Raw genomic sequence first — 12,932 nt, 5'->3', positions numbered from 1 at the left:
GGTGTTTGGCAGAAACGCGTGAGGATCGCCGTTGGTTTCCCGGTCGCATTGGCGCTTGCCGCTTGCGGTTCCGAAGCGCCGAGCGAGCCGGCCACGGGAGAGATTGCCGAGGACGAACTGGTGATCCCGGTTATGGGCGAACAGATCGATATCATCGCGTTCGGGGACAGCCTGTTTGCCGGATATGGCTTTGCCGACAAGGCGGATTCCTACCCCGCAAAGCTCGAAGCTGCCCTGCGTGCGAAGGGAATCAACGCCAGGATCGTCAACGCCGGGGTTTCGGGTGACACCACGGCGGCCGGACTGGACCGGCTCGAATTCATCCTCGACGCTCAGGCCGAAAAGCCGGACTTTTTCATCCTCGAACTGGGCGGCAACGATCTGCTGCGCGGGCTTTCCCCAGCGGAAACGCGCGCCAATTTCGATGCCATGCTTACCATACTGAGCGAACGCGACATTCCTGTCCTGCTCATGGGAATGCGCGCTCCGCCCAATCACGGCCCAGAATATCAGGCGCAGTTCGATGCGCTGTATGGCGAGCTTGCCGAGGAATATGGCACGGCGCTGATCCCGTTCTGGATGGAAGATATCTATCAGGACGCGTCCTTGTTCCAGTCAGACCGTATCCACCCGACAGAGGAGGGTGTCGAAGCGCTGGTGGCCTCGACCCTGGACGAGGTAATGGCCGCTCTGCCCGAAACCGATGAGGCGGAAGGCTAGAGCCGCTCCAGCGTCCCGCCGCTTACCCGCCAGATTGCCGCCTCGGCTTCGATGTCGGCGAAGGGGACGAGTTCGGTTCCGGTCATCCAGATCTGTGCCTTGCCTTCGCGCAAGCGGCGGAACAGTTCGATGCGTCGCACCGGATCGAGATGCGCGGCCACTTCGTCCAGCAGCAGCACGCTTGGCCGACCCGACGAGGCCAGAACACCATGCGCCAGTGTGATCGCGATCAGCATCGCTTTCTGTTCGCCAGTGGAGCAGGAAGCGGCAGGTTGACCCGATCCCATCATTACCACTTCCAATTCGTCGCGGTGCGGGCCTGACAGGGCGCGGCCCGCTGCACGGTCACGCGGGCGCGCACGGGCGAATTCGGCCAAGAGCTCTTGCGGATCGATGGGGCCGCCGGGGCGATAGGTCAGGATCGGGCGGGCAAAGGGTTCGGGGGGCAGGGCGGAGAGTTCATCAGCCAGCAGTGCAATCAGACGTGATCGTGTCTGAGCAACCACGCTGCCATGTTGCGCCGCCTGCGCCTCGATTGCGTCAAGCCAGCGCGCGTCGCTGCGATCTTCCAGCAGACGGTTGCGTTCGCGCAGCGCCGTTTCGAGACTGTTTACTGACTTGGCATGGCCCGGCTCTATGGCCAGAGCCATCCGGTCAACAAACCTTCGCCGCGCGCTCGCGCTGTCAGTGAACAGTCCGTCCATCGCCGGGGTCAGCCAGGAAACGGCATGCCATTCGGACAAGGCGCCGGCGCTTGCGTCCGCGCCGTTGATCCGCACCAGTCGGCGGGAAGGGCGCTCCGCTTCGGTATAGGTGCCAATGCGCGCTGAAATCTGTCCCTGCTCGATCAGGCTGGCGCCAATGGCGAATGCCGCAGGCGGGGCATCAGGCGTGGTGCGCAGTGCCAGATCGGGCAATTGTGCGCGCCGCAATCCGCGCCCCGGACTGAGCAATGAAATCGCTTCGAGCACATTTGTCTTGCCTGCGCCGTTTTCGCCAACGAGCAGATTGAAATGCGCTGTGTCGGCGAGCTCGCTGCTCGCGTGATTGCGGAAATTGCTGAGGGTGATTTTCGTCAGCGCCATGGTCGTCCGACCGCCTAGCACGCGCCGCGCGAAAGGCCAGCGATAGCGAAGTTTGCGGTATCCGTACGTGCTGGGAAATGCCCAATCCCAAGAGGTGGTAAAATTTCCCAACCTTTCGGATTGATGAACGGATCATTCAGTCGCTCCGAGTCCAAAAACCCCGGATTTCCGCCATTTCTCGAGTTTGGCACACCTCCTGCAAAGTATTTGGCATCCCCGGGATGGCCCCGCGGAAACACAAAGACCACTCACTCAGGAGACCAAAAATGTTTGCTACCGACCTTTCGAACCGTTTCGCAGCTGCCGCTTTCTCGCTGGTTATCACCGCTGCCATGATGGCCTACGCCATCGTCCCCGCAACCCCCTCGCTTGCCTGATTTCAGACAGAGCACTCAATCAAAGGACCCCCTTCATCATGTTTACCAGTGAAACCGCCAATCGCCTGTTCGCCGCCGCGTTTTCGGTGATCCTCACCGCCGGCGTCTTCGCATACGCGATCATCCCCGGCAGCCCCGCAATCGTCTGATCTGCCACTCTCAAGCAAAGGAAACCCAAATGTACTCGTTCTTCGAACTTTCTGGCACGACCGGCGCCCGCATTGCCGCGGCCGCAGGTTCGCTGATCATCACCATCACCCTGATGGCCACCGCCATCGTACCGGCCAGCCCCGCTGCCACTTTCACCCTTGGAGCCATCGCATGAGCAATCTGACCCACAACAATGGCCGTCCCCCGCAGAGCGGCTTCACCCTGGACAAGCGTGACGGCAAGATTTTCGGTGTTTGCGCAGGGCTTGCGAATTGGTCGGGCGTTGATGCCCTGATCTGGCGGCTCGGCTTTGTCGGCCTAACGCTGGCGGGCTTCGGACTGCCGATCCTGATCTACCTCGCGATCGCATTCATCGCGGACTGATCTTGGCGCAAAGAAAAGCGGCTCCCGGTTTTCGGACCGCCAAGACCGATCTGATCGAACCGGGAGGGGCCAGTTGGCCCCTCTCTTTTTGTATACGCGCGGCGTCCGCGATCACATCGCGCTGATGCCGCCATCCAGCTTGAGTTCGGCACCTGTCATGAACCGGCTTTCGTCGCTGGCAAGATAGACCACGGCATTGGCGATATCGTTCGGCTCGCCGACGAATTTCAGCGGAATCTGGCGGGCGAGCTTTCCCATCAGCACATCCTTGTCCAGCTGATGCGCGCGCGCCGTGCCATCGAGGATCGGCGTATCGACAAAGGTCGGGTGCACCGAATTGCAGCGGATCTGCATATTCTTCTTCGCACAATGCAGCGCGATCGATTTCGACAGCATCCACACACTGGCCTTTGACGCATTGTAGGCGGGCATTGTGTCGCTGGCGATCAGCCCGGCGATGCTCGAGATGTTGATGATCGATCCCGGAGCGTGTTCGCGCATCAGCGGCAGCGCCTTCTGGCAGCCGTGGAAGATCGAATTCACGTTGATGTCAAAGCAACGCTGCCAGTCGGCGAAATTGCATTCCTCGATATTGCCCGGAACTCCGATGCCGGCATTGTTCACCAGCACGTTAAGCCCGCCCAGATGTTCGCGGGCCGCATCGACGGCGGCTTCCCATTGGGCCGGATCGGTCACGTCATGCGCTATACTGAAGGCTGTGCCTGCGCCCATTTCGGCATTGACGATAGCGGCCGTTTCGGCTGCTCCGTCGCCGTTGATGTCGGTCGCGAGAACTCGCGCGCCTTCCTGCGCCAGCCGGATGCAATGCGCCCGGCCAAGTCCCTGGGCACCGCCCGTCACCAATGCGAGCTTGCCTTCGCAACGTTTCGTCATTTCAATTCCTCTCCCAGATATTCCGGTGTCATCAGCATCGCGATACGCACGTCGACGCCGTGACCGGCTTTACGCCAGCGTGCGACAAAGCCGCCAAGCTCGCGCAGCGCCACGCGATGCACATTGATGTTCTCGCTATCGGTCCCGCCGCCTTCGCTGACTTTGGTCAGGCCGGTGGCGCGCAGCAGTGTGAAACTTTCGGAGACCATTCCGGGCGAGGAATAGAATTCGCCCAGCACCTCCATCCTTTCGGCGCGGTATCCGGTTTCTTCCTCCAGCTCACGGATCGCGGCATCAACGGCCAATTCGCCTTCGCTGCCTTCATCGTCGCCGACCAGGCCTGCCGGGATCTCGAGGCAGAAACGCCCCAGCGGGACGCGATACTGGCTGACGAGGATGACGTGCCGCGTGCCGTCGGGGTCTTCATCAATCGCGATGATCGCCGCAGCCCGAATACCCCATGCCCGCCCGACATATTCCCAGCGTCCGCGGGTCTTGGCGGTGATGAAACGGCCTTGCCACATCACCTCTTCGGGCTTGTCCGCGTCGGGATCGCGGATCAGTTCAAATTCACTCATGGGTGAAGCGCCTAGACCTCGATCAGTCGATCGGGAAGCTCGTTTTCGTCTTCATCCCCGCGTGGGAAGTGCTGCGCCAGAACAAAGCCGACATCGCGCACACCCACCGCGAGCCCTTCGGCGATACGGTCGCGTTTGATATGCGCCAACATGTCGCCCATCGCCTCGCCCCAGACTTCGGCATCGACCTTTTCGGCGATGGAGCGATCTGCGACGATTTCTGCCCTGTGTTCTGACATGGAAAGATAGATCAGCACGCCGGTGCGGCCATGGGTGCGGCGTTCCGCACCGACCTTGAAATGCTTGATCGCCTGCTCATGGCAACGCGCTGTCTTGACCGGGGCCGGGATCAGCAGGAACCGCAGCGGGTCCCATTGCTGCACCGCCCAGGACACGACAAACGCAATCAGGCCGAGGGCGATCGTCATGCTGGCAAGTTCGCCGGTGGTCCATTCATGGCTCCAACCGCCGATCAGCGCATCCCACAGATCGAGAAAGGGCTGGGGGAAGGCTGCAAACGCGCTCATCGCGGTAAAGGATATCGCCGCTGCCCAAAGCAGCGCGACATCGGTGTAGCCGTCGGAGCGATCAGCCAGAACCGTCAGGATTTCGCCTGAGGTGTTCAACTCGGCATCGGCGACGGCGGCCGATACGGTCTTGTGCTGGTCTTCAGTCAGATAGCCCATCGCTTACCACCCCCCGGAGGCGCCACCGCCCCCGAATGATCCGCCACCGCCGGAAAAGCCTCCGCCGCCGCCAAAGCCGCCTCCGCCGCCCCAGCTGCTGCCGCCGCTGCTTCCGCCGGACATGGCGCCGCGAGCGATCGCGCTGCCGATTTCCCAAAGGATGATGTTTGATGCGACATCTGCGGCATCATCGACTCGGTCACCCCACGGGCCCTTGCCCTTGGAGCGATAGCGCCTGCGCCTGCGGCTGCCGCGAATGATCGGAAGCACGAAGAAGAAGAACATGAAGCCCAGCCAGATCAGCCCGCCGACAGGGAAGCCCCCATCGCTCTTGCGCTCCGCAGTCGCCTCGCGATTGAGCTGGGCTGCTTCTTCGGGCGTGAGCTGCAGGACCTGGATGATCGCGTCAGTGCCAGCCATGATCCCGCCGGGGAAATCCCCGTCACGAAAACGCGGTATGATGAAATTCTGGATGACCAGTGCGGAATAGGCATCGGTCAGATAGCCTTCGAGGCCGTAGCCAACTTCGATCCGGACCTTGCGGTCGTTCGGGGCGACGAGCAACAGTGCGCCATCATTGCGTTCCGCATCGCCAATCCCCCATGCACGGCCCAGCTGGTAGCCGTAATCGGCGATGTCATAGCCTTGGAGATCGGGAATTGTAGCGACAACCAGTTGGCGCTGCGTTTGGGCCTCAAGCGCCTCCAGCTTGGTGGTCAGCTCCGCCTCCTGCTGAGGAGACAGCAGATCGGCATTGTCGACCACACGCCCCGTCAATGCCGGGAATTCCGGCTGGGCATAGGCTTGCGCCGGTAGCAAGATTGCCAGCAGCGCAAACAGCGCTGCCAGCACCATGTTCAGGCTACGCTTCACCGCGCTTAATTCGACGTCATGTCGATGGTCGGCGCGACCTCGGCACCTTCCGTCACGGCGGTGTAGGGCTCCATTGGCTCCGCACCGTGGATGATGTTCGCGCCGATCGTGTCGGGGAAGGTGCGGATCGTGGTGTTATATTTGCGCACCGCTTCATTGTAGTCGCGAATGGACACGGCGATGCGGTTTTCCGTCCCTTCGAGCTGGCTCTGCAGCGCGAGGAAGTTCTGGTTCGATTGGATCTGCGGATAGGCTTCGAAACTGGCGAGCAAGCGTCCGATGCCCTGGCCAAGCTGGCCTTGTGCCTCGGCAAATTCCTGCATCTTTTCGGCATCGCGCAAGTCGTCAGTCGAGATGTTGATGCTGCTTGCACGGGCGCGCGCTTCGGTCACCCCGGTCAGGATTGCCTGCTCGTTCTGAGCCGCGCCCTGAGCAACTTCGACAAGGTTAGGGATGAGGTTGGCGCGCCGCTGGAACTGCGCTTCTACGTCCGCCCACTTTGCCTTGGCCTCTTCTTCTGCCGCAGGGACGGAATTGATGCCGCAAGCGGCCAGCGTGAGAGAAACGGCAGCGACCACGATGCCGCGCCCGAAATTACGCAAATTCATGAGTATCCCTCCAAGAAAGAAGCGCCTGACCCTTGATCGGGCGACGCAAGATGTCCTGTATTGCGGATATAGCACACCGCATCGACCTTTCAAGGATCGAGCCACGCAAATGGGGTGCTTGGCAAACTGGGGCCAACCTGCGAATGCTGGCACGTTGGAGCAAGAAAAGTGGGGATCACAATGCTTAACGAATTCAAGCAATTCATTGCCATGGGCAATGTCATGGAACTGGCCGTTGCGGTGATTATCGCGGGGGCGTTCGGGACTATCGTCACATCGCTCACGCAGGATGTGATCATGCCGGTGGTAGGCTATATTTTCGGCGGCGCGGATTTCTCCAGCTACTTCATCCTGCTTAGCGCGCCCGAAGGCTACGAAGGATCGATGACCGACTATGCTGCCCTGAAAGAAGCGGGGGCCGCGATGATCGGGTATGGCGCGCTGATCACCACGGCGATCAATTTCGTGATCCTTGCCTTCATCATCTTCCTGCTGGTGCGCTATGCCAACAAGGTGACGGCGCAGTTTGAAAAGAAGCAGGAAGAAGCCCCGGCTGAACCTGCCGGGCCGACCGAGATCGAGCTGCTCATCGAGATCCGCGACGCCCTGAAGAAGTAGCGATAGCTGCCTTTGCCCGGCGGTTTTCTGGTCGCCGGGCGAAGTCTGGGCGCTGTTCGTCCTCGATCCGGCCCTTCGGTCGGCCCGAGTGGCGCGTATGCATATCGTCAGATTCGCGCGTGAAGGCCCTTTGCTAGGGCGGCCCGATGAAACCGAATGATACACAATTTGTCGATCCCGACGGGCAATCGACGCGCCTCTCGGCTGCAATTGATCTGGTCATCGTCGTCGCGGTGCTTGTGATCGCGAAACAGGCCTTGCTGCCATATACATTCGTATTCGCGGGACCTGCATCTACGCTGTCGGCGATGATCGTCGGCACGGTTCTGCTTTATCGCCGTGGTCTCAAATGGAGCGATCTGGGCTTCCGCTGGCCGGAAAGCTGGCTTGCGGTGCTGGGGTGGTCGGTCGCAATCTTCATCGCCTTCCTCGTCACGGTCGCCGGCGCAAGCGCGTTTGCGAATCTATTCTTCGAAGATGTCGGGACCAGCGGACGGTTCGATTTCGTGCGCGGCGATCTGGCCGCCTATCTCGTGATCATGCTGGTGGTGTGGACCCATGGCTCGTTCTTCGAAGAACTGCTGTTCCGCGCTTTCATCATCACCAAGTTGTCCGATACTCTGGGCGGCATGCGCGGTGCAGGCATTCTCGCCGCCATCATCGCGGCGGTGTTTTTCGGCTATCGCCATTATTACTATCAGGGAATGAACGGGGCGGTCGTGACGGGCGCGATCGGATTGCTGTTCGGGCTGATCTATCTGCGCATCAGGAACACGACGATCTGGCCGCTGATCCTTGTCCACGGTGCGGTAAATACCATTGGTCAGACCAGTCGCTATCTCGGATGAAGCGAGTAACGCGGCCAGCCTGCTCACTTCTCATTCAGCAATTTGACGCTATATAGGCGGCGTCGGGCAACCGACTATGGCGATAAATTGCTGCGTGCAATAGGCACAACGGACCCGGGGGCAGTACCCGGCGGCTCCACCATAAATCCCGGAATTCCGGGGCTTTTGACGGGGCCGAACTAGGATCGACGTGGGCTGAAAAGCGTAGTTTTTGCCCGGGCTGAGTAACCCGTAAAACTGTTCAAAACTCATAAGTGCCAACGATAACGAAGCACTCGCAATCGCTGCGTAATCTGACGGCCTAACGGCCTGATCTTACAAAGCCTATGCGCGGTTGGACCCACCGGGCAACAGAAGCGGATTCCGGGGGCCCGGGGGGGCCTAGCAACAGAACCCCCCACCAATTTTTTCGGCCACGACACTTCTGGGGACAGGTTTGCGCATTCCATTTCTGGCCGCAGGACTGGTGATGATGCTGGCAGCTCCGATGGCAGGCAGCGCATCGGCTGAACCATATCAGGATTATCTGGCGCGGTTGCGGACGATCTGTTCGGTCGAATGTCTTCAACCCAAGCAATTTCAGCGAACCGCCCGGAAACGGGATGCGGAAAGCCAGGGCGAGATGGCGATCATCATGGATGTCGCCGATGTGCAGCGCGTTGGTGACAGGTTCGAACTTTACAATCTCGATACGCAGGCCTCCCCCTTGGAAGAGGTCGAAATTCTCGGTTCGGCGGGAATTGATACCTCAAGCCGTTCGGGCATCGGTGCCTTGCCGCGCGGGCGGCAGACCACCCGTCATCCCAATGTGATTGTTGTTGAAATCGACCGGGAGACACTATTCGACCTGCTCAACATCGTGGCGCCGTCGGGTCAGATCTCGGGTGATCGAAACCGCGAAACGGGCATCGTTGTCGAAGGTGAGCGCGATCAGGAATTCATCGAACCAAACCTTAGCGAGCTAAGATCGTTTTTCCGCAATCGCCGGATCGTGGCGCGCGGAAGTCCGCGGCTGGAAGTCGCGACTGTCGGAGCCCGGCGCGATTTCCGCCGCAAGCAGGTCACGCTGGAATTGAGGGATGCCCGCAATCTCGCCATGCTTCCGCGCTTTGACGACAATGGTGAACCGATCTTGGCCGAATAGCGAGTTACTGCGCCTTTTGCTCGATGCTCGCCTTCAATTCGGCGAGTTCCTTCTTCACCCTGAGCGAGTCGAGAATCGCAGCACCGGCAAGGAAAACGGCGCCGGTCGCGGCGAAGAACAGCGCCACACCCCAGCCGCCCGGATATTTGTCGAGATAGGCCGAGCCGCGTGCGGTTGCGCCAAGGGCGAGGGCGTAAATGATCACGAAGGCTTCAAGCCTGTTCTTGATCACAAACAGCCGACCGATCTTGCGCAGCATCACCACTCCAAAGGTTAATCCAGTTCAGAGCAAACCCTGTGCCAACGACGCATTGGTGCAGGGTGCACTGGTTAACGTGGATTGAAGTGTAAGCCGATCCGACGCGAACGCAATCGCGTTAACTCTCATTCTTTTTCGCGCGGAACGATCAGTGCAATTCTTCCAGTTCTAGTACGGTCAAAAGCGCCGCTCTCGCGGCGATGACCTGCGCGGCCAGAGCCTCGCTGCCGATGTCCGCCGGGTCGATTTGTTCGGGCCAGGTCCGGCCAATCACTTCCTCGATCCGGTCGGCCTTGGCCTCGTCGAGCAGAAAGCGGGGGTCGACCGTCGCAGGGTCGCAAACCACGCGCAGGCGCAGACAGGCCGGGCCGCCGCCATTGGCCATTGATTGCCGTACATCCACGGGGATCACCTCGCGAATAGGGCCGTTGCTCGCCATCATGCTTTCGCAATAGGCCCAGACTGATGCGCTTTCGCGGCATTCTTCGGGAACGATCAGCGCCATCGATCCGTCGGGCAGCGTCAGCAATTGCGCATTGAAGAGGTAAGTGCGGATCGCTTCCTGGAGGGTGACCGCGGAGCTGGGCACTTCCACCACTTCGAGCGCGGGGAAGGCGGCGCGGATCGCGTCATAGGCGCCCTGCTGATCGGCAAATGCTTCGGCATGGGTGAACAGGACGCGTTCATTGGCCACCGAAACCACGTCATTGTGGAACGCGCCAGCCTCGATCGCTGCCGGGTTTTGTTCGATGAAGACGCACTTTTCAGGATCGAGCCCGTGCGCGCGGGCGACCAGACGGCTCGCCTGTTCGTGCTGGCGTGCGGGGAAGCGTCCTCCCGGCCGACCGTAAACAAATACCTCCACCCCGGCGGCGCCGTGCCCTTCACAAAAACGCATGTGGTTGGCGGCGCCTTCGTCCCCGAAAGTGGGCGGGACCGGACCATGCACTGCGAAGTGGCGGGAGTCGGCAAAGGCGATGTCGAGCTGACGCTTTGTATCTGGCCATTCCTGCGCGCGATGCAGCATGGTGACCAGATTGGCAGGTGACAGATGGCAGCGCCCGTCGGCGGTGTCCGGCGCGGGGCTGACCGTTGCGGCATTAGCGGTCCACATCGACGATGCCGACCAAGGGGCTGCGCGCAATGCCGCATCCTCCGTGCCGTCATAGGCCAGAACTTGTTGAAGCAGGACGTTCGGCCGGGGGAGCGGAAGCAGGAATCCCTGAACGCCCAGTCGCGCCAGATTTCCGCGCATCTTGGCGATTCCCTGCAGCGCGGCCGCGCGCGGATAGGACGCATCGCCCTTGTGGCTGGCGCTGGCGATATTCCCCAGGCTGAGGCCGGCATAATTGTGCGAAGGGCCGACGATGCCGTCGAAATTGATCTCCACAAGGCTCATCGCGCGACACTCCAGATCATGTCTCCGTCTTTCACGTCGAGCGCATCAGCCGCAGCCGCGTCGATGGCAATACCGCCTTCGCCGTCGAATTTGCGCGCGCCGTAGCAGGCACGGAAAGTTTCGAGCCGCCCCGTCGCCAGGATCGCCCGCTCTCCTTCGGCCAAATCGTGCGAAACGAGCTTGGCCTCGACCGAATTCTTCACGCTCGTCACTTCGTCCGTGCGGGCCACCATGGTCGGCCCCCCGTCGAAGATGTCGACATAGCCTTCGTAGTGGAAGCCTTCGTTCTCCAACATGCGCATGGCAGCACGTCCGGTGGGGTGAGGCACGCCGATCACGCTGCGGGCGTCCTCCGAAAGCATCGAGACATAGACCGGATGCTTGGGCATCAGATCGGCGATGAACTGGTTGCCGTTGATCGCGTTGAAATAATCCGCTTCCTGAAACGACATGCCGAAAAAGCGACCGGCCACACCGTCCCAGAACGGGGAACCGCCGCGTTCGTCGATGATCCCGCGCAATTCGGCCAGAATGCGATCGGCAAAGCGTTCACGATGCATGGCGACAAAGAGATAGCGTGATCGCGCCAGCAACAGGCCGAGCCCGCCTGCGCGCTCATTGGGATGCAGGAACAGCCCGCCGACCTCGCTCGACCCTTCGAGATCAGTGACGAGGCTGAGCAGTTCCGCGCGAACGGTTCGGTCAAGCGCCTGCGAATACTGGGTCAGCGTGTTGAGGCGATAGGAATAGAACGGCCATTGCTGGCCCACCATTGTCATCAGCTGACACGTACCAGCGACCTTGCGGGTCTGGAGGTTTTCCAGGACCAGCACGAACTGTTCGTCAACCAGAGCGTCTTCGGTGTTGGCAAAGGCTTCCGCCGCGCGTTCAAGCTTCGCTCCCAACGCCTTGCGATCAGGCGGCAGATTGGTGAAGCCGCCGCCGGTCAGCTTGGCCATTTCATAAAGGTGTTCCAGATCGGAAAGGCGCGCAGCGCGAAGGCGAAAGCTCAAATGGGTGCTCCCTAGAATTCGAAGTTCGAAAGGCGTTCGATCACGCGGGCCGAAAGCGCGGCGCGCTCTGCCAGGCTGGCGGTGATCAGGAATTCGTCAGCCGAATGGATCGCGCCGCCGCGCACGCCCATCGTGTCCACCACAGGCACGCCGCAAGCAGCGATGTTGTTGCCGTCGCACACGCCGCCGGTTGATTGCCAGCGGATGTCCTGACCCAGTTCGGCGCCGCATTCACGCACAAGGTCGAACAGTTTCTGAGCCTTGTCGTCGATCGGTTTGGGAGGCCGTGTCACCCCCCCGTGGCGGTGAATCGACACTTCGTGCTCCCGCTCGACGGCACTCAACACTTTGGCAAGTTCGGTATCGAACCCTTCCATCGCCGATGTCGATTTGGGGCGGATGTTGAACCGCAGAACCGCGTGGTCGGGCACGACATTGTTGGGCCCGCCGCCTTCCAGCTTTGCCGGATTGATTGTGATGTCTTCACGCTCCATCGCCTTTAGCCGCAGGATAAGGTCGGCTGCAGCGACCAGAGCGTTGCGCCCTTCATGCGGATTGCGGCCGGCATGCGCGCTCTTGCCGCTGAACGTTATCGAATAATTGCCGGTTCCCCCGCGAGCATGGGCAAGCGTCCCGTCGGGCAAGGCTGCTGGTTCATAAGTGAGCGCGGCCAGCTTGCCACGCGCCATCTCCGCGATCAGCCCGGCGCTGGCGAGTGATCCGGTTTCCTCGTCCGAATTGATCAGCACGTCATAGCCCAGAGATCCGGCGCTGGCCGTCTGTTCAAAGGCCATCAGAGCGTGCAGCATCACGGCTATGCCGCCTTTCATGTCGGCAACGCCGGGGCCGTTGAGGACGCCGTCTTCGAGCCAGCGTTGATGCTGGAACGGGTGGTCTGCCGGAAAAACGGTGTCCATATGCCCGGTCAGAAGGATGCGACGGTTCGCGGTCGGGCGCACCTTGACGACCAGATGCTTGCCATGCGGCTTGGCAAATTCGCTGCCGTCCGCGTCGATCGCGGTGACAGGCGCGGGATCGACAAGGCTGATCTCGCCGGGCAGCACGGAAAAGGCCTTGCTCAAGGCATCGGCCTGCCGGGCCAACCCTTCAAGATTGGCCGTGCCGGTGTTGATGGCCGACCATTCCCGGACTTGATCCAGCATGGCGTCGGCATCGATGGAAGGGGGCGTTGTGCGCGTCATTGGCAAAAGGTCTTAGCGGGCGAATTCGCGCCTTCCAACCCGTTGCAATCTGCCCTCCACTTGGCCATAGACGCGCTGTCCTCCTCCCCGGGAA

The 12,932-nt window shown here is 60.9% G+C and carries 18 protein-coding genes and 1 other RNA gene; 9 read left to right on the top strand and 10 right to left on the bottom strand.

Annotation, left to right across the window (positions count from 1 at the left end; all coding sequences use genetic code 11):
- Positions 1–18 precede the first annotated feature (18 nt).
- Positions 19–720: an arylesterase gene (locus L1K66_RS13090; RefSeq protein ID WP_252258260.1), complete on the top strand. Its 702-nt coding sequence runs from the start codon at positions 19–21 to the stop codon at positions 718–720.
- Here L1K66_RS13090 and recF read toward each other — a convergent pair.
- Positions 717–1,805, bottom strand: a complete 1,089-nt coding sequence (recF, locus tag L1K66_RS13085) for a DNA replication/repair protein RecF (protein ID WP_252258259.1) — start codon at positions 1,803–1,805, stop codon at positions 717–719. The genes L1K66_RS13090 and recF overlap by 4 nt on opposite strands.
- Positions 1,806–2,071: 266 nt before the next feature.
- On the opposite strand from recF, the gene L1K66_RS13080 reads away from it, so the two are divergent.
- From L1K66_RS13080 to L1K66_RS13065, 4 genes are read left to right on the top strand one after another with little or no spacing between them, the layout of a single operon-like run.
- The gene (locus tag L1K66_RS13080; RefSeq protein ID WP_252258258.1) at positions 2,072–2,182 is read left to right on the top strand and encodes an enoyl-CoA hydratase; all 111 of its coding nucleotides are present in this window, start codon (positions 2,072–2,074) and stop codon (positions 2,180–2,182) included.
- A gap of 38 nt (positions 2,183–2,220) precedes the next feature.
- Positions 2,221–2,331, top strand: coding sequence for an enoyl-CoA hydratase (locus L1K66_RS13075; protein ID WP_252258257.1), 111 nt, complete (start codon positions 2,221–2,223; stop codon positions 2,329–2,331).
- Positions 2,332–2,360: 29 nt separating this feature from the next.
- Positions 2,361–2,507: a hypothetical protein gene (locus tag L1K66_RS13070; protein WP_252258256.1), complete on the top strand. Its 147-nt coding sequence runs from the start codon at positions 2,361–2,363 to the stop codon at positions 2,505–2,507.
- Complete coding sequence (locus L1K66_RS13065) at positions 2,504–2,716, top strand: PspC domain-containing protein (protein ID WP_051699960.1); 213 nt, start codon at positions 2,504–2,506, stop codon at positions 2,714–2,716. The genes L1K66_RS13070 and L1K66_RS13065 overlap by 4 nt, the downstream gene beginning before the upstream one ends.
- Before the next feature lie 111 nt (positions 2,717–2,827).
- On the opposite strand, the gene L1K66_RS13060 is transcribed toward L1K66_RS13065, so the two are convergent.
- Genes L1K66_RS13060 through L1K66_RS13040 form a run of 5 tightly spaced genes read right to left on the bottom strand, consistent with a single transcriptional unit; the run spans position 2,828 to position 6,355 of the window.
- Positions 2,828–3,610, bottom strand: coding sequence for an SDR family oxidoreductase (locus tag L1K66_RS13060; protein WP_252258255.1), 783 nt, complete (start codon positions 3,608–3,610; stop codon positions 2,828–2,830).
- Positions 3,607–4,188: an NUDIX hydrolase gene (locus L1K66_RS13055; protein ID WP_252258254.1), complete on the bottom strand. Its 582-nt coding sequence runs from the start codon at positions 4,186–4,188 to the stop codon at positions 3,607–3,609. The genes L1K66_RS13060 and L1K66_RS13055 overlap by 4 nt, the downstream gene beginning before the upstream one ends.
- Before the next feature lie 11 nt (positions 4,189–4,199).
- On the bottom strand, positions 4,200–4,874 hold the full coding sequence (locus L1K66_RS13050; RefSeq protein ID WP_252258253.1) for a TPM domain-containing protein: 675 nt from the start codon (positions 4,872–4,874) through the stop codon (positions 4,200–4,202).
- 3 nt (positions 4,875–4,877) lie between these two features.
- Positions 4,878–5,729 (bottom strand): TPM domain-containing protein, encoded by an 852-nt coding sequence (locus L1K66_RS13045; protein ID WP_034954928.1) that lies wholly within the window; start codon positions 5,727–5,729, stop codon positions 4,878–4,880.
- Positions 5,730–5,752: 23 nt separating this feature from the next.
- On the bottom strand, positions 5,753–6,355 hold the full coding sequence (locus tag L1K66_RS13040) for a LemA family protein (protein ID WP_051699957.1): 603 nt from the start codon (positions 6,353–6,355) through the stop codon (positions 5,753–5,755).
- A gap of 180 nt (positions 6,356–6,535) precedes the next feature.
- On the opposite strand from L1K66_RS13040, the gene mscL reads away from it, so the two are divergent.
- From mscL to L1K66_RS13020, 4 genes are all read left to right on the top strand, one after another.
- Positions 6,536–6,973: a large conductance mechanosensitive channel protein MscL gene (gene mscL, locus L1K66_RS13035; protein WP_252258252.1), complete on the top strand. Its 438-nt coding sequence runs from the start codon at positions 6,536–6,538 to the stop codon at positions 6,971–6,973.
- 146 nt (positions 6,974–7,119) lie between these two features.
- Positions 7,120–7,821 (top strand): CPBP family intramembrane glutamic endopeptidase, encoded by a 702-nt coding sequence (locus L1K66_RS13030; RefSeq protein WP_252258251.1) that lies wholly within the window; start codon positions 7,120–7,122, stop codon positions 7,819–7,821.
- A 23-nt stretch (positions 7,822–7,844) separates the two neighbouring features.
- Positions 7,845–8,186: a transfer-messenger RNA gene (gene ssrA, locus L1K66_RS13025) on the top strand.
- Positions 8,187–8,257: 71 nt separating this feature from the next.
- A complete protein-coding gene (locus tag L1K66_RS13020) occupies positions 8,258–8,965 on the top strand; it encodes a hypothetical protein (RefSeq protein ID WP_252258250.1) in 708 nt (235 codons plus the stop codon).
- 4 nt (positions 8,966–8,969) lie between these two features.
- Here L1K66_RS13020 and L1K66_RS13015 read toward each other — a convergent pair whose 3' ends face one another.
- The 4 genes from L1K66_RS13015 to L1K66_RS13000 form a co-directional block, all read right to left on the bottom strand.
- Positions 8,970–9,224 (bottom strand): hypothetical protein, encoded by a 255-nt coding sequence (locus tag L1K66_RS13015; RefSeq protein ID WP_034954924.1) that lies wholly within the window; start codon positions 9,222–9,224, stop codon positions 8,970–8,972.
- Between the two features lie 148 nt (positions 9,225–9,372).
- The gene (locus L1K66_RS13010; RefSeq protein WP_252258249.1) at positions 9,373–10,623 is read right to left on the bottom strand and encodes an N-succinylarginine dihydrolase; all 1,251 of its coding nucleotides are present in this window, start codon (positions 10,621–10,623) and stop codon (positions 9,373–9,375) included.
- On the bottom strand, positions 10,620–11,636 hold the full coding sequence (locus L1K66_RS13005; protein ID WP_252258248.1) for an arginine N-succinyltransferase: 1,017 nt from the start codon (positions 11,634–11,636) through the stop codon (positions 10,620–10,622). The genes L1K66_RS13010 and L1K66_RS13005 overlap by 4 nt, the downstream gene beginning before the upstream one ends.
- 11 nt (positions 11,637–11,647) lie before the next feature.
- On the bottom strand, positions 11,648–12,838 hold the full coding sequence (locus tag L1K66_RS13000) for a hydrolase (protein ID WP_252258247.1): 1,191 nt from the start codon (positions 12,836–12,838) through the stop codon (positions 11,648–11,650).
- Positions 12,839–12,932 lie beyond the last annotated feature (94 nt).

This window comes from Erythrobacter aurantius, from assembly GCF_023823125.1.
Taxonomy (GTDB): Bacteria; Pseudomonadota; Alphaproteobacteria; order Sphingomonadales; family Sphingomonadaceae; genus Erythrobacter; species Erythrobacter aurantius.
This window is presented reverse-complemented; position numbering and strand designations above follow the sequence as displayed.